This is a genomic window from Streptomyces antimicrobicus, assembly GCF_020532625.1.
GTDB lineage: Bacteria > Actinomycetota > Actinomycetes > Streptomycetales > Streptomycetaceae > Streptomyces > Streptomyces antimicrobicus.
On the sequence record NZ_JAJAUY010000057.1, the window covers coordinates 1 to 20,705 of the forward strand.

A 20,705-nucleotide genomic window follows, 5' to 3' on the forward strand; every position below is an offset into this window, starting at 1 on the left:
AGGCCGCAGGCGGCCGACCGGTCGGGCCCCCGGTCCCGGTCAGGCCTTCGTCTTGTACCCCCGCCCCCACTGGAGCCCCCAGCCGTACAGCCGGTCCAGCTCGGCCTGGAAGCCGTAGACGAACTTCACCTCGCGCCGCACCACCAGCTCGCCCTTGACGTTCTCCAGCAGCAGCACGGCGCAGCTGCGCGCCTGCGGGTGCCGTTCGTCCAGGGCGATCTCGATCCGCGGGCCGTTGCTCGGGTACAGCGTGACCAGGGCGTGGGTGCGGTCGAAGGCCGGTGTCTGGTCGTAGATGTAGACGAAGACCAGCAGCCGCTTGATGTCCTCGGCGTGGTCGAGGTTGACGTAGAGCGTCTCGCCCGAGGGGGAGCCGAAGCGGTCGTCGCCGCTGAGCTTCACGTAGGGCGGGTCGTTGAGGTCGCCGAGGAGGTTGCCCAGCGGCTGGACCACGCCGCGGCTGCCGTCGGTGAGCTCGTACAGGCAGCCCATGTCCAGGTCGACGTTGACCATGCCCTGGGTGTGCGCCTGCACCACCTCGGGCTGGAACAGCTTGAACGGGTGGCGCAGCAGCCGGCTGCCCTGCCGGTCCGGGCCTCCGATGTCCGAGGTGCGCATGCGCCAGGACAGGTTGACGCGGAGGTTGCCGGTGACGGCCCCCTGTTTGGTCAGCGACACCGTCGGATGCCGCCTGGTCAGCTCGATCGCGTTCGACGAGGCGTTGCCCGACTGGAACTGCGCCGCCCGGGCCCCCCTGAGCCCGTCGAAGAACCCCATACCCTTCCCCCACCCTGGAAACCACCGCCGGCGAACCGCGGCGAACGCCGACAGGGGCGGCCGTGGGGCCGCCCCTGTCAATGCTTCCGCACATGCGGCCGGCTCATGCCTGCGAGCCGGCCTCCTCCAGTGCCAGCCGCTTGTTGCGGCGGACCGAGGACCAGAACGACCAGGCGATGAGCACCACGCCGACCAGGCCGGTGATCACCTCGTTGATCTCGTACTGGATGGTGACCAGCAGGATCACGGCGAGCGCGCCGATGGCGTAGTGCGCGCCGTGCTCCAGGTAGACGTAGTCGTCCAGGGTGCCCTGGCGGACCAGGTAGACCGTCAGCGACCGGACGTACATGGCGCCGATGCCCAGGCCGAGGGCCATCAGGACGATGTCGTTGGTGATGGCGAAGGCGCCGATGACGCCGTCGAAGGAGAAGGACGCGTCCAGGACCTCCAGGTAGAGGAACATGAAGAACGCGGCCTTGCCGGCCAGGGCGACCGCCGAGACCGGCTTGCCGCTGCGCTTGGCCGCCTCCTCGGCCTCGTGCTCGGCCTCCTCCTCTTCCTCCAGCTTGTTCTCGAAGAAGCCGGAGAGGCCGCCGACGACCAGGTACGTGATCAGGCCGGCGATGCCGGAGATCAGGACCGTCTGGGCCTTGTCCACGTGCATGCCGCCGTGCTGGTGGGCGTGGGTGGCGAACGTCATCGACGAGACCAGCAGGACGACGAGGGCGATGCAGACCGACAGCATGTCGATCTTGCCGAGCTTGGCCAGCGGCCGCTCCAGCCACGCCAGCCACTTGATGTCGCGGTCCTCGAAGATGAAGTCGAGGAAGATCATCAGCAGGAACATTCCGCCGAAGGCCGCGATCGCCGGGTGGGCGTCCGTGACCAGCTGCTTGTACATGTCCTTGTCGGTCATCGCCAGGTCGACGGCCTCGATGGGCCCGATCTTGGCGCTGACGGCCACGATCACGACGGGGAAGACCAGTCGCATGCCGAAGACGGCGATCAGCACACCGATCGTGAGGAAGATCTTCTGCCAGAAGGCATTCATCTTCTTCAGGATTCCGGCGTTGACCACCGCGTTGTCGAAGGACAGCGAGATCTCGAGGACGGACAGGATCGCGACGATCCCGAAAGCTGTCGCCCCTCCGTAGAACCACGCTGCGACCAGGCCGAGCGCAGTGACTGCGAACGACCAGCCGAAGGTTTTCAGAACCACTGGCACCTCATCGGTCTCCCCCGCGCCCTGCGCGGCTTTACGAAACGTTGACCCCGAAGTCTAGAGCGATGCCCCTCAGACCCGACGCGTACCCCTGTCCGACCGCCCGGAACTTCCATTCACCCCCGTAGCGGTAGACCTCGCCGAAGATCATCGCGGTCTCGCTGGAGGCGTCCTCGGAGAGGTCGTAGCGAGCCAGCTCCTGGCCGTCGTCCTGGTTGACCACCCGGATGAAGGCGTTGCTGACCTGGCCGAAGCTCTGCCGGCGCAGGTCCGCCTCGTGGATGGAGACCGGGAAGACGATCTTGTCGACCTCGGCCGGGACCTTGGCCAGGTCGATCAGGATCGACTCGTCGTCGCCGTCGCCCTCGCCGGTGAGGTTGTCACCGGTGTGCTCGACGGCGCCCTCGGGGCTGCGCAGGTTGTTGTAGAAGACGAAGTACTGGTCCCCGAGCACCCGGCCGCCGCTGCACATCAGCGCGCTGGCATCGAGGTCGAAGTCGGCGCCCGTGGTGGAGCGCGCGTCCCATCCGAGGCCCACCAGAACCCGGGTCAGGTTCGGTGCGGCCTTGGAGAGCGAGACGTTTCCCCCCTTGGCGAGTGTGACGCCCATCGTGTGTCCTCCCCGTACGACGTGGTGGTGGCTGAAAGCATGACAAGCGCGTCCGGCGCCGTACACACGCGGTGCACGACGCCGGACGGATGAACTGCTCTCGGGCTCAGACGTTGACGCCGAAGTCCTGGGCGATGCCCCGCAGACCGGAGGCGTAGCCCTGGCCGATGGCGCGGAACTTCCACTCGGCGCCGTGGCGGTAGAGCTCGCCGAAGACCATGGCGGTCTCGGTCGAGGCGTCCTCGGAGAGGTCGTAGCGGGCGAGCTCGCTGTTGTCGGCCTGGTTCACCACGCGGATGTAGGCGTTGCGGACCTGTCCGAAGCTCTGCTGGCGGGCCTCGGCCTCGTAGATGGAGACCGGGAAGACGATCTTGGCGACGTCGGCCGGCACGCCGGCCAGGTTCACCTTGATCTGCTCGTCGTCGCCCTCGCCCTCACCGGTGAGGTTGTCACCGGTGTGCTCGACGGAGCCGTCGGGGCTGCGCAGGTTGTTGAAGAAGACGAAGTTGCCGTCGGTGGCAACCTTGCCCTGGTCGTTGGTGAGCAGGGCGCTGGCGTCGAGGTCGAAGTCGACGCCGGTGGTGGTGCGAGCGTCCCAGCCCAGACCGACGATGACCGCGGTCAGGTTGGGGGCGGCCTTGGTCAGCGAGACGTTGCCGCCCTTGCTGAGGCTGACTCCCACGGGTCCTCCAGTGGTGTTCGGGTGGGGCCGGGCCCCGTCGTGCGTTGCACAGGATCAACGTCTGGATCCTACTGACGGGTTCCCGCCCCTCGCGCGGGTTTGCGCGCGGCCCGCGCGGCGTGGTGCGCCGGGCCGCGCGGGGGGCATCAGAGGCTGTCGAGGGCCTTGATGTAGTCGTTCAGGTCGCGGGCGTCGGGCAGCCCGTTGACGACGGTCCAGCGCACGATGCCGTCCTTGTCGATGACGAACGTGCCGCGCACCGCGCAGCCCTTGTCCTCGTCGAAGACCCCGTAGGCGCGGGAGGTCTCGCCGTGCGGCCAGAAGTCCGACAGCAGCGGGTACTCCAGGCCCTCCTGCTCGGCGAAGACGCGCAGGGTGGGGACGGAGTCGTTGGAGACGGCCAGCAGCTGGACGTCCTCGTTCTGGAACCGGGGCAGCTGGTCGCGCAGCTCGCACAGCTCGCCCGTGCACACGCCGGTGAAGGCGAACGGGTAGAAGAGCAGCACCACGTTCTTCTCCCCGCGGAAGTCGGAGAGCCGCACGGTCCGGCCGTGGTTGTCCTTGAGCTCGAAGTCCGGGGCCTTGTGGCCGACCTCGATCGCCATCTGTCGCATCCCTCTCATTGGGCCGTTCGGGTGGGCCCCAGCCTAGAGCCTGCCGCCCCGGACACGCAGAAACCCCGCCGACCGGGAGGTCGACGGGGTCCGCTCAGGATCCGTCCGGCTGCCGCCCGCTGCCGCCCGCGGCCCGGCCCGGCGGCGGCCTGCCCGGCGTGGCCCGGCCGGGCGGCGGCGCGTGGCTCAGCGCTTGGACTTGGCCGTCTTGGGGGTCTTCAGGCGCTGGGCCGACCACTCCTTGCCCACGCTGAAGCTCTTGCCCAGGGCCAGGCCCGCCTGCTTGGCGGCGTCGCTGATGTCGCTGGCCTCGACGAAGCCGTCCCGGCCCGTCTTCGGGGTCAGCAGCAGAATCAGCGAGTCCTCGTCGACGTAGTCGATGGCATCGACCAGCGTGTCCGTCAGGTCGCCGTCGTCTTCGCGGAACCACAGCAGCACCGCGTCGGCCACGTCGTCGTATTCCTCGTCCTCGAGGTCATGACCGATGAACCGCTTGATCTCTTCGCGGAACTCCTGATCGACGTCGTCGTCGTAGCCGATCTCCTGGACCACCTGATCGGACTGGAAACCCAGCCGGGCGGCCAGGCTGCTGTCCGCGTGGTCCGCGGTCGCGCTCACGGGGTGCCTCCTGCTCATGTTCGGTGATGTCTTCGGCCGCGCGCGTACGCGCAGCATTGGGCGTAGTCCACACGGGAGCGGCGGATCGCGCAAGTACCCGACGGTCGAGACCGTCGAAACGGTGACGATTGCGGCCGTCTCGCCGCAACTCCCACCACGCACGACCCACGCCTCCCGTGATCCATGCCACACCATTCCAGGATATTCGGCAGCTCCTCGCGCCGTTCCTCCTCCGCTCGGGGGACGGGGGACCTCCGGCCCGGGCCGGCAACGATGGGCGTAAGGTTGCGATCTGTCCGAACCGTCCGCTTCGGCCGTGCGGGGTGGCGGGAAGATCTTCCGGGTTACCCACTGGTAAAGATGACGATTCCGTGCCCGCGGTAGACGATGGGAGCCGGTGTGATCCATGGCACGACTCCCCCGACAGCGAAGGAACAGCGTGGCTTCCGCATCCGATCGCAACCCGATCATCATTGGCGGCCTTCCCAGCCAGGTCCCGGACTTCGACCCCGAGGAGACCAGGGAATGGCTCGACTCCCTTGACGCCGCCGTCGACGAGCGGGGCCGCGAGCGGGCCCGTTACCTGATGCTGCGCCTGATCGAGCGGGCCCGCGAGCGGCGCGTGGCCGTGCCCGAGATGCGCAGCACGGACTACGTCAACACGATCGCCACCAAGGACGAGCCGTACTTCCCCGGCAACGAGGAGATCGAGCGCAAGATCCTCAACGCCACCCGCTGGAACGCGGCCGTCATGGTCTCGCGGGCCCAGCGCCCGGGCATCGGCGTGGGCGGCCACATCGCGACGTTCGCCTCCTCCGCCTCCCTGTACGACGTGGGCTTCAACCACTTCTTCCGGGGCAAGGACGAGGGCGACGGCGGCGACCAGATCTTCTTCCAGGGCCACGCCTCGCCGGGTGTCTACGCCCGCGCCTACCTGCTGGACCGGCTCTCCGAGCAGCAGCTCGACGCGTTCCGCCAGGAGAAGTCCAAGGCCCCGTACGGCCTGTCCAGCTACCCGCACCCGCGGCTGATGCCGGACTTCTGGGAGTTCCCGACCGTCTCCATGGGCCTCGGCCCGATCGGCGCGATCTACCAGGCCCGGATGAACCGCTACATGGAGGCGCGCGGGATCGCGGACACCTCCGCGTCACACGTGTGGGCGTACCTCGGTGACGGCGAGATGGACGAGCCGGAGTCGCTCGGCCAGCTCTCGCTGGCCGCCCGGGAGGGCCTGGACAACCTGACCTTCGTGGTCAACTGCAACCTCCAGCGCCTCGACGGCCCGGTCCGCGGCAACGGCAAGATCATCCAGGAGCTGGAGTCGATCTTCCGGGGGGCCGGCTGGAACGTCATCAAGCTGATCTGGGACCGCTCCTGGGACCCGCTGCTGGCCCAGGACCGCGACGGCGTCCTGGTCAACCGGATGAACTCCACCCCGGACGGCCAGTTCCAGACGTACGCCACCGAGACCGGCGGCTACATCCGCGACCACTTCTTCGGCGACGACCACCGGCTGCGCGCGATGGTCGAGAACATGACCGACGACCAGATCCTGCACCTGGGCCGCGGCGGCCACGACCACAAGAAGATCTACGCGGCCTACGCGGCTGCCCGCGCCCACAAGGGCCAGCCGACGGTCATCCTGGCCAAGACGATCAAGGGCTGGACGCTGGGCCCGAACTTCGAGGGCCGCAACGCCACCCACCAGATGAAGAAGCTGACGGTCGACGACCTCAAGCGCTTCCGCGACCGCCTGCACCTGCCGATCACGGACGCGCAGCTGGAGAGCGGCGCCCCGCCGTACTACCACCCCGGCCGGGACTCCGAGGAGATCCAGTACATGCACGACCGGCGCAAGGCGCTGGGCGGCTACGTACCGACCCGGGTGGTGCGCGCCAAGCCGCTGGCCCTGCCGGGCGACACGGCGTACGCGGCGGTCAAGAAGGGCTCCGGGCAGCAGTCGATCGCCACGACCATGGCGTTCGTGCGGCTGCTGAAGGACTTGATGCGGGACAAGGAGATCGGCAAGCGGTTCGTGCTGATCGCGCCGGACGAGTACCGCACCTTCGGCATGGACTCGTTCTTCCCGAGCGCCAAGATCTACAACCCGCTGGGCCAGCAGTACGAGGCGGTCGACCGCGAACTGCTGCTGGCGTACAAGGAGTCGCCGACCGGCCAGATGCTGCACGACGGCATCTCGGAGGCGGGCTGCACGGCCTCGCTGATCGCCGCGGGCTCGGCGTACGCGACGCACGGCGAGCCGCTGATCCCGGTCTACGTCTTCTACTCGATGTTCGGTTTCCAGCGCACCGGTGACCAGTTCTGGCAGATGGCCGACCAGCTCGCGCGCGGTTTCGTGCTGGGCGCGACCGCCGGCCGGACCACCCTGACGGGTGAGGGCCTGCAGCACGCGGACGGCCACTCCCAGCTGCTGGCGTCGACCAACCCGGGCTGCGTGGCGTACGACCCCGCCTACGGCTACGAGATCGCGCACATCGTCCAGGACGGTCTGCGGCGGATGTACGGTCCCGACGCGGAGGACGTCTTCTACTACCTGACCGTCTACAACGAGCCGATCCAGCACCCGGCCGAGCCGGCCGACGTGGACGTCGAGGGCATCGTCAAGGGCATCCACCGCGTCTCCACGGGGACGGCCGGCACGATCCCGGCGCAGATCATGGCCTCGGGCGTGGCCGTGCCGTGGGCGCTGGAGGCGCAGCGGATCCTGGCCGAGGAGTGGGACGTCCGGGCGGACGTCTGGTCGGCGACCTCCTGGAACGAGCTGCGCCGCGAGGCCGTCGAGGTGGAGGAGCACAACCTGCTCCACCCGGAGGAGGAGCAGCGCGTCCCGTACGTCACCCGGAAGCTGTCGGCCGGCCAGGGGCCGTTCGTGGCCGTCTCGGACTGGATGCGCTCGGTTCCGGACCAGATCTCCCGCTGGGTGCCCGGCGCCTACACCTCGCTGGGCGCGGACGGCTTCGGCTTCGCGGACACCCGCGGGGCGGCGCGCCGCTTCTTCCACATCGACGCCCAGTCGGTGGTGCTGGCGGTGCTGACCGAGCTGGCGAAGGCCGGCCAGGTGGACCGTTCGGCGCTGAAGCAGGCCGTGGACCGCTACCAGCTGCTGGACGTGGCGGCGGCCGACCCGGGCGCCGCGGGCGGCGACGCGTAGGCGCCCACCGGGCGCGGGGGCCGGCGCCGCGGGCGCCGGGCCGTGACCCCCGCGCCCCGGCGCGTGCCGCGGGTGGAGCGGGTTCCGGCACGGCCGGGCCCGCTCCCCCGCGTCCGGGTCCTTAACATGCCCGGCATGAAGGAACAGTCCGCGCAGGTCCGCTGGGAGCGGCGCACACAGACCCCGTTGCTCGGCTTCGCGGTGCTCTTCGCCGTCGCGTACGCGGTGCCGATCGTCATGCCCGACGCGAGCGGGACGGTGCACCGGGCCTGCACGTACGTCGAGTGGGCGGTGTGGGGCGCCTTCGCCGCGGACTACGTGGTCCGGCTGGGGCTGGCGGCCGACCGGCGGCGCTTCGTGCGCACCCACTGGCTGGACCTGGCGGCCGTGGTGCTGCCGCTGGTGCAGCCGCTGCGGCTGCTGCGGCTGGTCGCCACGCTGATGCTGGTGGGCCGGCGGGCCCGGATGGCGCCGCAGATCCGGCTCACCACCTATGTGGCCGGGGCCGTGGTGGGCCTGCTGATGTTCGGCTCGCTGGCGGTGCTGAGCGTGGAGCGGGACGCGCCGGACGGCAACATCAAGAACCTGGGTGACGCGGTGTGGTGGAGCTTCACCACGATGACCACCGTGGGCTACGGCGACCACTCCCCCACCACGGGCCTGGGCCGGGTCCTGGCGGTGGGGCTGATGCTGTCCGGGATCGCCCTGCTCGGTGTGGTGACGGCCAACATCGCCGCCTGGTTCATCGCCCGCTTCGAGCGCGACGACCAAGTGGAACGGCTCCATCTGGCCGCGCTGCGCGAACTCCAGGCGGAGGTGCGGGCGCTGCGCGCCGAGGTGGCCCGGCTCGGCGGCGGGCCCGCCCGGGGCGAGGGCGCGGCGGAGGTCCCGGCGGAGGTCTCGGCGTCGCGGGTGCCGTGACGACAGGTGGGCCGCCCGGCCCGGTGTTTAGATGGGCGGGGGTGTTCCCGAAGGAGGGCCCATGACGCAGCCTGCCGCGGCGGACGGCACCGGACCCGCACCGGACCCGGCCGGTGACCCGGTCCGGGAGCCCGACCGCACGATCACCCGAACGGGCGAAGGCCATGTGGTCGCCATGGCCGTCGGCATGGTGATGGCCCTCACCGGGGCCCCGGCCCGGACCGCCCGGGCGATCGTGAGCGCCACGGCGGCCACCGCGGGCCTGAGCGTGCCGGAGGTGGCCCACACCCTGGTCTCGCGGGGCCTGCCGGTCACCGGACGGGTGGGCCGGGCCCTGCGCCAGTCGGTCCGGCTGGCCCGCAGCGCGCCGGCCGGGGCTCCGGTGCCGGTGCTGCGGCTGGCGCCCGACCGGGGGTACACGGCCAAGGTGCTCGACCGGTTCCTGGCCTGCCACGCGGCCGCGGCGGCGGACCCCGCGGACGAGGGCGCCCAGCGGGCCCTGGACGACGCGGCGTACACCTTGTGCGTCCTGATGGCCCGCCGGACCCCGAAGGAGGCGGTCCGGGCGGCCCGCCGCTACCTGGCCGTGTCGGCGGCCGCGGTCAGTTCTCCCACACCTTGAAGGCGCGCACCTGGTACGGCGACTGGGGCAGCCACACCCCGTCCCCGGGATAGGTCTGGAACTCCCCCGTCTCGGCGCACTCCGCCGACTGGTACGTGGTCACCGGCCGCCCCGTGCGGTTCGCCAGCGCCTGCGCACTGGTGCCGGGTGGGAGCGGGGTGCAGGAGTTCACGTCGAGGGTGCTCAGTTCGTGGACGTGCCGGGCGCCCTTGAAGTCCGGTTTCGCCCACAGGCACAGCTGCCCCGTGGCACAGGACCCCAGGGACACCGGGGCGGCGTGCGCCTGCGGGGCGCTGGGCAGCAGGGCGGCCACGGCCATCGCGGCGGCGGCGGGGAAGGCGTGGGTGCGACGCATGTCGATCAGCTCCGGAAAGTCGTTCGGTTCGGTGTACGAACCCACGCTGAGCTGCGGCGACCGGCGGGCGGAAGGGCCCTCGGCGCGGATCACCCGGATAGGTGAAGGCCCCGCCGGATCCCGTCCGGCGGGGCTGTCACACGTACGGAGTCGACGCCCGGCGGCACCTCCAGGGGAGGTTCCCTGACGCCCGCGGGCGCCTCCCGGGGCGGGCGGTCGCGGCGCTCGCGCGCCTAGATGTGGCCCGCCCCCGCCCCCTCGACGGCGTGCGCGCCGCGCCGGGTGAAGCAGGCCACGACGGCGGCGAGCACCGCGACGGCACCGGCGACGGTGAAGGCCGTGCTCATCCCGGAGACGAAGGTCTCGTGCGCGACGCCCGTGACGGCGGCCGCCAGCTGCGCCGGCATGTCCGGGGTGACGGGGGCCGCGCCGACCGTGACGGCGGACTGGGCCAGGTCCAGCTGCTCGGGGGTCAGCGGCGGCAGCTGCGCGGCCGTCCACCTGTCCCCGAACGTGTCCGTGACGGTGCCCGCCATGACGGCGCCGAGGACGGCGGTGCCGAGGCTGCCGCCGACCTGCATGGCGGCCTGCTGCAGGCCGCCGGCCACGCCGGACAGCTGCAGCGGGGCGTTGCCCACGATGACCTCGGTGGCGCCGACCATCACCGGCGCGAGGCCGAGGCCGAGCAGGGCGAACCACAGGGACATGGTCAGGGTGCCGGTGTCGGGGGTGAGGCGGGACATCCCGAAGCAGGCGGCGGCGGTGGCCACCATGCCGAGCACCAGCGGCACCCGGGGACCGACCTTGGTGATGGCGGCGCCGGCCAGCGGGGAGCCGACGATCATCATGCCGGTGAGCGGCAGCAGGTGCAGGCCGCTGTCGACGGGGCTCATCCCGTGGACGTTCTGCAGGTAGAAGGTGACGAAGAACAGGCCGCCCATGAAGGCGAAGGCCATCAGCACCATCAGCACGGTGCCGGCCGACAGCGGCAGCGAGCGGAACATCCCCAGCGGGACGAGGGGCTCGGACACCTTGGTCTCCCACAGCGCGAAGAGCGCGAAGCAGACCGCGGACCCGCCGAGGAACAGCAGGGTCCTGGCATCGCCCCAGCCCCATTCGGCCGCCTTGATCAGCGCCCAGACCAGGGAGAACATCGCGGCCGACAGCAGTACGACGCCGAGCAGGTCGAAGGAGCGCGGGGCGTCGTCGGCGCGGTGGTCGAGCAGGATCACCAGACCGAAGGCGAGCGCGATCACGCCGACGGGGATGTTGATGAAGAACACCGACTGCCAGCTGACGTGTTCGACCAGCAGTCCGCCGACGATCGGGCCGGCGGCGGTGGAGGCGCCGATGACCATGCCCCAGATGCCGATGGCCATGTTGAGCTTCTCGGCGGGGAACGAGGCCCGCAGCAGGCCGAGCGCGGCCGGCATCAGCAGGGCGCCGAACACGCCCTGCGCCACCCGGAAGCCGATGACCAGCTCGACGCTGGAGGACAGGCCGATCGCCGCGGAGGACGCGGCGAAGCCGGCTATGCCGACGAGGAAGGTCTGGCGGTGGCCGAAGCGGTCGCCCAGCTTGCCGGCGGTGATCAGGGAGACGGCGAGCGCCAGCAGGTAGCCGTTGGTGATCCACTGCACCTCGGCGAGCGTGGCGTCCAGGTCGGCGGTGATCGCGGGGTTGGCCACGGCGACGATGGTGCCGTCGAGGGTGACCATCATGACGCCGATCGCGACGGCGAACAGCGTGAGCCACGGGTGACCGCGCAGCCCGGGGCGGGCCGGGCCCGCCTCCGGTCCCTTGAGGAGCGTCCGGTCGTCGACGGTGGTCCGACTAGTCATGCGGACAGGCTAGTGACAGCGACTGACACTTCACAAACGGCTCAACGCGGCAGTGGCTGTCAGGTCGGTCACAGGTACCCTGACCGCCTCGAACCGCCTCGAACGGCACCCCGAAAGGACCCCGCCGTGATCACCACCCAGCAGTCCGCGCCGCCGGCGCCGGCCGGGCTGCGCGCACGCAAGAAGCAGCGCACCCGCGACGCGCTGCTGCGCGCCGCCCTCCTGTTGTTCGTCTCCCAGGGCTACGAGGAGACGACCGTGGACGAGATCACCGAGGCGGTCGACGTCTCGCAGCGCACCTTCTTCCGCTACTTCGTGAACAAGGAAGAGGTCGCCTTCGCCGTCCAGACCCTGGTCGAGGAGCACTTCGTGGCGGCCCTGCGGGCCCGCCCGGCGGCCGAGGGCCCGCTGCTGGCCATGCGCAACGCGGTGCTGGACTCCTGGGACACCGTCGGCGAGGCCATCGCCGAGGTGGTCCCCGTCGACCTGTACATGCGCACGTACCAGTTGATCGAGTCCACGCCGGCCCTGCTGGCGGTGCACCTGCGCCGCTCGGCCGAACTGGAGGAGCAGGTCGCGCGGCTGATCGCCGAGCGCGAGGGGCTCGACGTGGAGGCCGACCCGCGGCCACGGGTGGCCGTCGCCGCCTTCTGCGGAGTGATGCGCGTCACCGGACGGCTGTGGGGCCGGGGCGAGGACACCAGCATCGAGGCCATCCGCCGGCTCACCGAGCGGTATCTCGACCACATCGGCGGGGCGCTGGCGGCCGACTGGCGCTGAGAGCGTCACACCGCCGGCGCAGGCGCCCTCGCCAGGGGACGCTCAACTTGGCGAACGTCACGTTCCACTTGGCGGTGACGCCGGTCACCCCCGGCTCTGCGGCCGGAGGACGTCTCCTACCCTGGTGTCCAGTGAACGTGCCCGGCCCCGCCCTCCCCTCCGCCCCGCCCTCCCCCACCGCGCTGCGCGCACTCCTCGCGCTCGCGGTGGTGTTCGTCATGCTGGCGACCACCGGTTGGACCGCGGTGCACCGCCCCGAGAACGAGGTCTCGCCGCGGGTCGCCGCGCTCGCCGCCTGGGCCGCGGCCCGGATCGACGGCCGCCCGGTGCCGCCCGCCGACGCGCCCGTGGGCACGGTGGCCCGTTTCTTCGCCGGTCTCGACGGAGCCCAGCGGGCCCGGCTCGCGGACGGCTATCCGCTGGTGGTCGGCAACCTCGACGGCGTTCCCGCGCAGACCCGTTACCGGGCCAACCGGCGCGCCCTGGTGCAGGCCCGCCGCGCCGAGGAGGCCGACTCCCGCGACTTCCGCCTGGCCCCGGCCGACCGCACCGAGGCCGCGCGCCGCGCGCACCGCTTCGCCTCGCTCGCCGACCCCGACCGGCAGATCCTCGTCTTCGACCCGACCGACGGCGGCCGGGCCGCCGAGGTGCTCGGCGACCTCGACCGCGCCCGCCGGGTCTCGGTGATCGTCCCCGGCGTCGACACCGACCTGCTCACCTTCGAGCGCACCCAGCGGCGCTACAGCGCCCCCGTCGGCATGGCCGAGTCCCTCTACGCCGCCCAGCGCGCGGCGGCGCCGGACACGCCGACCGCGGTGATCGCCTGGGCCGGCTACACCGCGCCCACCGGGGTCGGCGTCGACGCGGCCACCGGACGCCTGGCCGGAGAGGGCGCCGTACGGCTTCAGGCGCTGACGGACGCGCTGCCCGGCGACGCGACGGTGGCGCTGTACTGCCACAGCTACGGCTCGGTGGTCTGCGGTGTGGCCGCGCGCCGGCTGCCCGGCCGGGTGACCGACGTGGTGGTGGCCGGCAGCCCCGGCATGCGGGCGCAGAACGTGGCCGGGCTCGGTACCAGGGCCCGCGTGTGGGCGGTCCGGGCGGAGGGCGACTGGATCGCGGACGTGCCGCACCTGGAACTCGGCGGACTCGGCCACGGCGCGGACCCGATGTCCCCCGGCTTCGGCGCGCGGCTGCTCGCCTCGGACGGCGCCCGCAACCACACGGGCTATTTCGAGCCAGGAACCGCCTCGGTGGACAACTTCGCCAAAATCGGAACTGACTTGCTCAGTTCTGTGGTGTGCGCGGGCGGGGACGACGCGTGCAAAGGGCCCGTACGATAGCCCGCATGGGTGACGTACTGGCCGGAAATCATGCCGTCTGGGAGTTCGACTCGGACTCGGTGCTCATCCGCTTCGAACGGGGGATCCGCACGCCGAGGCTCTGGTCCGCGCTGGGCCGGCGCCGTGTTCCCGTCGAGGCGCTGGCCGAGGTGACCGTGACCCCGGGCAAGCGCGACACGCTCGTGCTGCGCGCCGTGCCGCGACCCGGCGCGGACCCGTTGACGGAGGTCGCGGCGGGACAGCTGAAGGAAAGCCTGGACCCGTACCGGCTGGTGCTGCCGGCCGACCGGGCGCCCCGGGCCCGGGAACTGGCCGAGGCGCTGGCCGCCGCCGTCCGGGCGACCGGGACCGCCACCGAACCGGCGGAACGTTTTCTCGTGGCGGTGCCCGAACCCCCGCTCCAGCTCAAGGCGCACGACGCCCGGGCCACGTTCGACGGGCAGGCGGTGAGCCTGCGCTGGTCGCGGACGGGCGCGTCCAGCACCAAGTGGAAGGCGGGCGACCGGCATTACCCGCTCTCGGAGCTGCGCGGGGTCGCCTGGCACTCCCCCGACGCGCCGGGCGGCCACCTGCGGTTGCTGCTGCGCGACGCCCAGGACGGCGTGGCACCGCCGCCGGACCAGGATCCGGCGGCGGTGCTGTTCGCCCTCGGCCACGGCGCGGTGCACGAGTCCCTGCCGTTCGCGGCGGCCGTGCTCGCCGCGGTGCGCAGCCGGACCCCGGTGGCCGCGGTGCCCGAGCCGTCCGACCGCATGCGGCACCTGGGCGAGCTGCACGGCGCGGGACTGCTGACCGACGCCGAGTACGCCGCCCTGCGCGACCGCTTCGCCGCGGAGGCGTGAGCCCGCGCCGGCCCGGCCTCAGCCCTCGCGCGTGACCGACGTGAAGGCCATGTCGGGGTAGCGGTCGCCCGCGACCCGGTCCGCGATCGGCTCCAACCGCTCCAGCTCCGCCGCGGTCAGGGTGATCCCGGCCGCCGCCAGGTTCTCGGCGAGCCGGTGCGGCTTGCGGGTGCCCGGGATCGGCACCACCGTCAGGCCGTGCACGGCCGACCGCTGCTGCACCCAGGCCAGCGCGATCTGCGCCGGGGTCGCGCCGCGGGCCGCGGCGATCTCCTGGACCGGGGCCAGCAGGGCGGCGTTGGCGCGGGCGTTGTCCCCGGTGAACCGCGGCTGGCGGCGGCGGTAGTCGTCCGCCGCCAGATCGGTGCCGGCATCGGCGAACGCCCCCGTCAGGAAGCCGCGCCCGAGCGGCGAGTACGGCACGAAGGCGACCCCCAGCTCGGCCGCCGCGCCGACCGCGCTGCGCTCCACGTCCCGGCTGAACAGCGACCACTCCGACTGCAGCGCCGCGATCGGGTGCACCGCGTACGCCTCGCGCAGCTCCGCCCCGGTCACCTCGCTCAACCCCAGGTGGCGCACCTTCCCCTCGGCCACCAGTTCGGCCATCACGCCGACCGACTCGGCCAGCGGCACCGCCGGGTCGCGCCGGTGCATGTAGTAGAGGTCGATCACATCGACGCCCAGGCGCCGCAGGCTGCCCTCGACGGCCCGGCGCACGTAGGCGCGGTCGTTGCGGATGCCGCGGTGGTGGGGGTCGTCGGTGCGCTCCAGGCCGAACTTGGTGGCCAGGGTGATCCGGTCGCGGTGGGCGGCGACGAAGGGGGCCAGGAACTCCTCGTTGCGGCCGCGCCCGTAGGAGTCCGCGGTGTCGATCAGGGTGACCCCGGCCGCCACCGCCGCCTCCAGGGTCCGGCGCGCCGCGGCCTCGTCGGTGTCGCCGTAGAACTCGCTCATCCCCATGCAGCCGAGCCCTTGCACGCCCACCAGGGGGCCGCCCTTGCCCAGTTCGACCTGCGCGATCCTCGTTGCCTCGTTCATGTGCTGCGCGCCTTCCCGCCGTAATGGGCGATCTTGTGGTCCAGTACGCCGAGCGCGTCGGTCAGTTCCGCGATCCGCGCGGCGACGTCCCGCCGCGTCCGCTCCAGCAGTTCCCGCCGCTCGGCGAAGGTGTGTGCGCCCTCCCGGACCAGTTCGGCGTAGCGGACCATGTCGGCCACCGACATCCCGGTGGCGCGCAACTTGCCGACGAACGCCAGCCAGTGGAGGTCCGCGTCGCTGAACCGCCGCTGTCCCGAGTGGGAGCGGTCCACGTGCGGCATCAGGCCGATCCGCTCGTACCAGCGCAGGGTGTGCTGGGACAGCCCGGTACGGGCTTCGACCTCGCTGATCGTGTACCGCGTCTGGGTCAGGCTCATGGCGTTCACGCTAGAACCCTGGAGTGCACTCCAAGCAAGTAGGCTCAGCCGCATGGAGAGCCTGCGCATCATCGAGAACTGGCCGGTGCCGACCGCCGCCGCGGCCGTGGTACGGGCGGACGGGACCCTCGCCGGGTCGCACGGACCGGTGGACCACCGCTTCCCGCTCGCCTCCGTCACCAAGCCGCTCGCCGCCTACGCCGCACTGGTGGCCTACGAGGAGGGCGCCGTCGAGCTCGACGAACCGGCCGGGCCGGAGGGCTCCACGATCCGCCACCTGCTCGCGCACACCTCCGGCCTCGCCTTCGACGAGCACCGCCAGATGGCCCCGGCCGGGCAGCGCCGGCTGTACTCCAACGCCGGTTTCGAGGAGCTCGGCGACCACATCGCCAAGGCCACCGGCATCCCGTTCGCCGAGTACCTGCGCGAGGCCGTGTTCGAGCCGCTCGGCATGACCGCCTCGGCGCTGGAGGGCTCCCCGGCCAAGGACGGCGTCTCCACGGTCGCCGACCTGGCCCGGTTCGCCGCCGAGCTCCAGGCGCCGCGCCTGCTGGACGTCCGTACGGTCGCCGAGGCCACGGCGGTGGTGCACCCGGGCCTGAAGGGCGTCCTGCCCGGCTACGGCCTGCAGTCCCCCAACGACTGGGGCCTCGGCTTCGAGATCCGCGGCGGCAAGTCCCCGCACTGGACCGGCGCCGGGTCCTCCCCGCGGACCTTCGGCCACTTCGGGCAGTCCGGCACCTTCCTGTGGGTGGACCCGGACGCCCGCGCCGCGTGCGTGGCGCTGACCGACCGCGCCTTCGGCCCCTGGGCGGTCGAGGCCTGGCCGGCGTTCACCGACGCCGTCCTCGCCGAGCTGGCCCGCTGACGCTCACGCCGCCGGGCCGGGCGCCGGCCCGTCGAACTCCCACAGCAGCAGCTCACCGGGCGAGCCCGCCACGATCTGCAGGCCGCGCTCCCCGGTGATCCGCGCCGCGTCGCCGGGCCCCAGCTCCACCCCGTCCAGCCGCAGGTCACCGCGTACGACGTGCAGGTAGACCAGCGGCGCGTCCGGTACGGCGACCCGCTCGCCGGCGCCGGGACGGCGCACGTGCAGCACGGCGCCCGCGGCCGGCACCGCGAACGGGGTGGCGTCCACCGGCCCGGGCACCAGCTCGTACGCCGGCTCGCCGCCCGGCGTGCGCGGCGCCAGCCACATCTGCACGAACCGCAGCGGCTCGGTGCCGTCGTTGCGCTCCACGTGGCGGGCCCCGGAGCCCGCGCTGAAGTGCTGGAGGTCACCGGGCCGCACCACGGTGGTGTGCCCGGTGGTGTCCTTGTGGGTCAGCTCGCCCTCGACCACCCAGGTCACGATCTCGGTGTGGCTGTGCGGGTGCTCCTCGAAGCCGGCGCCCGGCTCCAGGCGCTCCTCGTTGCAGGCCACGACGGGGCCGAAGCGCAGGTTGTCGGGGTCGTAGAAGCTCCCGAAGGAGAAGGCGTGCCGGGTGGTGATCCCGGTTTTCTCGTCCCCGCCCGGATACCGGTCGGAGCCGCGGCGTACATCAATCATGGAGGCCACCGTAGACCCGGGGGTCGGCCGTGGCGTCCGGATAAGGCAGTCTTGTCCCGTGCCCGAACCCGAACGTGAGCAACACCCCGCGCATCCCGTGCATCCGGCCCATCCGCACGCGGCGACGCTGCGCCGCCTGGAGAAGTCCTCCGGGCGGCTCGCGGCGAACGCCATCGCGCGGATGGACGAGACCCTGCCGTGGTACCGCGCGATGCCCCCGGAGAACCGGTCCTGGATCGGCCTGGTCGCCCAGGCCGGCATCGCCGCGTTCACCGAGTGGTTCCGGCACCCCGAGACCCCGCAGGCGATCTCGACCGACGTCTTCGGCACGGCTCCGCGCGAGCTGACCCGGGCGATCACGCTGCGCCAGACCGTGGAGATGGTCCGTACGACCATCGAGGTCATGGAGGCGGCCATCGAGGAGGTGGCGGCCCCCGGTGACGAGTCGATCCTGCGCGAGGCGCTGCTCGTCTACGCCCGGGAGATCGCCTTCGCCACCGCCCAGGTCTACGCCCAGGCGGCCGAGGCGCGCGGCGCCTGGGACGCCCGGCTGGAGTCGCTGGTGGTCAACGCGGTGCTGTCGGGCGAGGCCGACGAGGGCGCGCTGTCGCGGGCCGCGGCGCTGGGCTGGAACTCGCCCGAGCACGTGTGCGTGGTGCTCGGCACCGCCCCCGAGGGCGACAGCGAGCTGACCGTCGAGGCGATCCGCCGGGCCGCCCGGCACGCCAAGCTCCAGGTGCTCACCGGCGTGCTCGGTGACCGGCTGGTGGTGATCGCGGGCGGCAGCGACAACCCGCTCCAGGTGGCGAAGTCCCTGATCGGGCCGTTCGCGGCGGGCCCGGTGGTGGCCGGACCGGTGGTCCCGGACCTGATGGCGGCGACCCGCTCGGCACAAGCCGCGGCGGCGGGCCTGAAGGCCTGTTCGGCCTGGCAGGACGCGCCGCGTCCGGTGCTCGCGGACGATCTCCTGCCCGAGCGCGCCATCGCCTCCGACCCTTCGGCGCGCGAGCAGCTGGTGGAGGAGATCTACAGACCGCTCGAAGAGGCGGGCTCCGCGCTGCTGGAGACGCTGAGTGTCTACCTGGAGCAGGCGAGCAGCCTCGAAGGGGCGGCTCGGATGCTGTTCGTGCACCCCAATACGGTGCGGTACCGGCTGCGACGTGTGACCGACGTCACCGGATGGTCACCGTCCGACGTCCGCTCGGCGTTCACCCTGCGGATCGCCCTGATTCTCGGGCGTCTGGCCGACGGCGATCAGCAGTCCTAGACTTTTGTCGGACATCAACAATTACCCCGACGGTTCTTCGTCCCTGTCCCCACGGGCGGCGTGGACCGAACACAAGAGAGAGTGTGAGGGTGCTCGTACTCGTCGCTCCCGGCCAAGGCGCTCAGACGCCCGGCTTCCTGACCCCCTGGCTCGACCTCCCCGGTGCTGCCGAACGCGTCGCCGCGTGGTCGGAGGCCATCGAGCTCGACCTTGCCCACTACGGCACCAAGGCCGACGCGGACGAGATCCGCGACACGGCGGTGGCCCAGCCGCTGCTGGTCGCGGCCGGTCTGCTGTCGGCCTCCGCGCTCGGCTCCGGCTTCGGCGCCGTGGCCGGCCACAGCGTCGGTGAGATCACCGCCGCCGCGTACGCCGGGGTCCTCCCGGAGGCGGAGGCGCTGGCGTTCGTGCGGACCCGCGGTCGGGCGATGGCCGACGCCGCGGCGGTCACCCCGACCGGCATGTCCGCCGTCCTCGGCGGCGACCAGGACACGGTCGTCGCGCACCTGGAGAGGCTGGGTCTGACCCCGGCCAACATCAACGGCGCGGGCCAGATCGTGGCCGCGGGCACCATGGAGCAGCTGGCCGCCCTCGCGGAGGACAAGCCCGAGGGCGCCATGAAGGTCGTCCCCCTCAAGGTCGCGGGGGCCTTCCACACCCACCACATGGCGCCGGCCGTCGCCACCCTGGAGGAGGCCGCACGGGCCCTCTCCCCGGCGGACCCGTCGCTGAAGTACGTCTCGAACAAGGACGGCCAGGTCGTGGCCACGGGCGCCGACGTCGTCGCCCGCCTGGTGGGCCAGGTGGCCAACCCGGTGCGCTGGGACCTGTGCATGGAGACCTTCGCGGAGCTCGGTGTCACCGGGATCGTCGAGCTGTGCCCCGGCGGCACGCTCACCGGCCTGGCCAAGCGGGCGCTCAAGGGCGTGCCGTCGGTGGCGCTGAAGACCCCGGACGATCTCGACAAGGCCGCGGCGCTCCTCGCCGAGCACGCGGCCTGAACGAAGGAGCCCCACAGCATGTCGAAGATCAAGCCTGCCAAGGGCTCCCCGTACGCGCGCATCCTCGGCGTCGGCGGCTACCGCCCGACGCGTGTCGTGCCCAACGAGGTGATCCTGGAGACGATCGACTCGTCCGACGAGTGGATCCGTTCCCGTTCCGGCATCGCCACCCGCCACTGGGCCTCCCCCGAGGAGACCGTGGCCGCGATGTCGGTGGAGGCCTCGGGCAAGGCCCTGGCCGACGCCGGGATCTCCCCCGAGCAGATCGGTGCCGTGATCGTCTCGACGGTCTCGCACTTCAAGCAGACCCCCGCGGTGGCGACGGAGATCGCCGACCGGATCGGCGCGGGCAAGCCCGCCGCGTTCGACATCTCCGCGGGCTGCGCCGGGTTCGGCTACGGCCTGACCCTGGCCAAGGGCCTGGTGGTCGAGGGTTCCGCGGAGTACGTCCTGGTCATCGGGGTCGAGCGGCTCTCGGACCTGACGGACCTGGAGGACCGCGCGACGGCGTTCCTGTTCGGTGACGGCGCCGGCGCCGTGGTCGTCGGCCCCTCGAAGGAGCCCGCGATCGGCCCCACGGTGTGGGGTTCGGAGGGCGACAAGTCCGAGACCATCAAGCAGACCGTGCCGTGGGACCAGTACCTCGGCCGCGAGGCCGGCGAGAAGTTCCCCGCCATCACGCAGGAGGGCCAGGCGGTCTTCCGCTGGGCCGTCTTCGAGATGGCGAAGGTGGCCCAGCAGGCGCTCGACGCCGCCGGGATCACCGCGGACGACCTGGACGTCTTCATCCCGCACCAGGCCAATATGCGGATCATCGACTCGATGGTGAAGACTCTGAAGCTGCCGGAGCACGTGACGGTCGCCCGTGACGTGGAGAACACCGGCAACACCTCCGCCGCCTCGATCCCGCTCGCGATGGAGCGGCTCCTGGCGACCGGAGCGGCGAAGAGCGGCGACACCGCGCTCGTCATCGGCTTCGGGGCGGGGCTCGTCTACGCCGCGACGGTCGTTACCCTCCCCTAGGGCCCGGGATCCACATCCCTCCCTTGCACCACCTGATCCACCACACAGTCA

General features: G+C 71.9%; 21 protein-coding genes. 10 read left to right on the forward strand and 11 right to left on the reverse strand.

Features of this window, described 5'->3' with window-relative positions; all coding sequences use genetic code 11:
- Positions 1 to 39 precede the first annotated feature (39 nt).
- From LG632_RS16130 to LG632_RS16155, 6 genes are all read right to left on the reverse strand, one after another.
- Entirely contained in the window at positions 40 to 777 is a 738-nt protein-coding gene (locus tag LG632_RS16130) for a TerD family protein (RefSeq protein WP_226727983.1), read from the reverse strand.
- Between the two features lie 103 nt (positions 778 to 880).
- Positions 881 to 1,996 carry a DUF475 domain-containing protein gene (locus LG632_RS16135; protein WP_226728033.1) on the reverse strand — a complete coding sequence of 372 codons (1,116 nt, stop codon included), beginning with the start codon at positions 1,994 to 1,996 and terminating at the stop codon, positions 881 to 883.
- 37 nt (positions 1,997 to 2,033) lie between these two features.
- Positions 2,034 to 2,609, reverse strand: a complete 576-nt coding sequence (locus tag LG632_RS16140; protein ID WP_226727985.1) for a TerD family protein — start codon at positions 2,607 to 2,609, stop codon at positions 2,034 to 2,036.
- 106 nt (positions 2,610 to 2,715) lie between these two features.
- On the reverse strand, positions 2,716 to 3,291 hold the full coding sequence (locus LG632_RS16145; protein ID WP_226727986.1) for a TerD family protein: 576 nt from the start codon (positions 3,289 to 3,291) through the stop codon (positions 2,716 to 2,718).
- A gap of 146 nt (positions 3,292 to 3,437) precedes the next feature.
- The gene (locus tag LG632_RS16150; RefSeq protein ID WP_226727988.1) at positions 3,438 to 3,896 is read right to left on the reverse strand and encodes a peroxiredoxin; all 459 of its coding nucleotides are present in this window, start codon (positions 3,894 to 3,896) and stop codon (positions 3,438 to 3,440) included.
- A gap of 195 nt (positions 3,897 to 4,091) precedes the next feature.
- Positions 4,092 to 4,523 (reverse strand): DUF3052 domain-containing protein, encoded by a 432-nt coding sequence (locus LG632_RS16155; RefSeq protein WP_226727990.1) that lies wholly within the window; start codon positions 4,521 to 4,523, stop codon positions 4,092 to 4,094.
- A gap of 439 nt (positions 4,524 to 4,962) precedes the next feature.
- On the opposite strand from LG632_RS16155, the gene aceE reads away from it, so the two are divergent.
- The 3 genes from aceE to LG632_RS16170 all read left to right on the forward strand — a co-directional run bounded on the left by aceE (position 4,963) and on the right by LG632_RS16170 (position 9,238).
- Positions 4,963 to 7,695, forward strand: a complete 2,733-nt coding sequence (aceE, locus tag LG632_RS16160; RefSeq protein ID WP_226727992.1) for a pyruvate dehydrogenase (acetyl-transferring), homodimeric type — start codon at positions 4,963 to 4,965, stop codon at positions 7,693 to 7,695.
- Between the two features lie 135 nt (positions 7,696 to 7,830).
- Complete coding sequence (locus LG632_RS16165; protein ID WP_226727994.1) at positions 7,831 to 8,616, forward strand: potassium channel family protein; 786 nt, start codon at positions 7,831 to 7,833, stop codon at positions 8,614 to 8,616.
- 61 nt (positions 8,617 to 8,677) lie between these two features.
- Entirely contained in the window at positions 8,678 to 9,238 is a 561-nt protein-coding gene (locus tag LG632_RS16170; protein ID WP_226727995.1) for a DUF5133 domain-containing protein, read from the forward strand.
- On the opposite strand, the gene LG632_RS16175 is transcribed toward LG632_RS16170, so the two are convergent.
- Complete coding sequence (locus tag LG632_RS16175; protein ID WP_226728034.1) at positions 9,219 to 9,593, reverse strand: peptidase inhibitor family I36 protein; 375 nt, start codon at positions 9,591 to 9,593, stop codon at positions 9,219 to 9,221. The genes LG632_RS16170 and LG632_RS16175 overlap by 20 nt on opposite strands.
- A 233-nt stretch (positions 9,594 to 9,826) precedes the next feature.
- Complete coding sequence (locus tag LG632_RS16180) at positions 9,827 to 11,434, reverse strand: MFS transporter (protein ID WP_226727997.1); 1,608 nt, start codon at positions 11,432 to 11,434, stop codon at positions 9,827 to 9,829.
- Positions 11,435 to 11,563: 129 nt separating this feature from the next.
- Here LG632_RS16180 and LG632_RS16185 point away from each other — a divergent pair, with 129 nt between their 5' ends.
- The 3 genes from LG632_RS16185 (at position 11,564) to LG632_RS16195 (ending at position 14,399) form a co-directional block, all read left to right on the forward strand.
- Positions 11,564 to 12,214, forward strand: coding sequence for a TetR family transcriptional regulator (locus tag LG632_RS16185; RefSeq protein ID WP_226728035.1), 651 nt, complete (start codon positions 11,564 to 11,566; stop codon positions 12,212 to 12,214).
- Between the two features lie 218 nt (positions 12,215 to 12,432).
- Entirely contained in the window at positions 12,433 to 13,557 is a 1,125-nt protein-coding gene (locus LG632_RS16190; protein ID WP_308108546.1) for an alpha/beta hydrolase, read from the forward strand.
- Between the two features lie 5 nt (positions 13,558 to 13,562).
- Entirely contained in the window at positions 13,563 to 14,399 is an 837-nt protein-coding gene (locus tag LG632_RS16195) for a DUF4429 domain-containing protein (protein ID WP_226727999.1), read from the forward strand.
- Between the two features lie 18 nt (positions 14,400 to 14,417).
- Here LG632_RS16195 and LG632_RS16200 read toward each other — a convergent pair whose 3' ends face one another.
- Both LG632_RS16200 and LG632_RS16205 read right to left on the reverse strand, forming a co-directional pair.
- Positions 14,418 to 15,437: an aldo/keto reductase gene (locus LG632_RS16200; RefSeq protein WP_226728001.1), complete on the reverse strand. Its 1,020-nt coding sequence runs from the start codon at positions 15,435 to 15,437 to the stop codon at positions 14,418 to 14,420.
- Positions 15,434 to 15,814 carry a MerR family transcriptional regulator gene (locus LG632_RS16205; RefSeq protein ID WP_226728002.1) on the reverse strand — a complete coding sequence of 127 codons (381 nt, stop codon included), beginning with the start codon at positions 15,812 to 15,814 and terminating at the stop codon, positions 15,434 to 15,436. Before LG632_RS16205 ends, LG632_RS16200 begins: the two co-directional genes overlap by 4 nt.
- A gap of 52 nt (positions 15,815 to 15,866) precedes the next feature.
- Here LG632_RS16205 and LG632_RS16210 point away from each other — a divergent pair, with 52 nt between their 5' ends.
- Positions 15,867 to 16,682 carry a serine hydrolase domain-containing protein gene (locus LG632_RS16210; RefSeq protein ID WP_226728003.1) on the forward strand — a complete coding sequence of 272 codons (816 nt, stop codon included), beginning with the start codon at positions 15,867 to 15,869 and terminating at the stop codon, positions 16,680 to 16,682.
- A 3-nt stretch (positions 16,683 to 16,685) separates the two neighbouring features.
- Here LG632_RS16210 and LG632_RS16215 read toward each other — a convergent pair whose 3' ends face one another.
- Positions 16,686 to 17,363 (reverse strand): pirin family protein, encoded by a 678-nt coding sequence (locus LG632_RS16215; protein WP_226728004.1) that lies wholly within the window; start codon positions 17,361 to 17,363, stop codon positions 16,686 to 16,688.
- Positions 17,364 to 17,421: 58 nt separating this feature from the next.
- Between LG632_RS16215 and LG632_RS16220 the strand changes: the two genes are divergently transcribed.
- The 3 genes from LG632_RS16220 (at position 17,422) to LG632_RS16230 (ending at position 20,654) form a co-directional block, all read left to right on the forward strand.
- Entirely contained in the window at positions 17,422 to 18,630 is a 1,209-nt protein-coding gene (locus LG632_RS16220) for a PucR family transcriptional regulator (protein ID WP_226728005.1), read from the forward strand.
- Between the two features lie 89 nt (positions 18,631 to 18,719).
- Positions 18,720 to 19,631, forward strand: a complete 912-nt coding sequence (locus LG632_RS16225; protein ID WP_226728006.1) for an ACP S-malonyltransferase — start codon at positions 18,720 to 18,722, stop codon at positions 19,629 to 19,631.
- 18 nt (positions 19,632 to 19,649) lie between these two features.
- Positions 19,650 to 20,654 carry a ketoacyl-ACP synthase III gene (locus LG632_RS16230; RefSeq protein WP_226728007.1) on the forward strand — a complete coding sequence of 335 codons (1,005 nt, stop codon included), beginning with the start codon at positions 19,650 to 19,652 and terminating at the stop codon, positions 20,652 to 20,654.
- Positions 20,655 to 20,705: the final 51 nt, after the last annotated feature.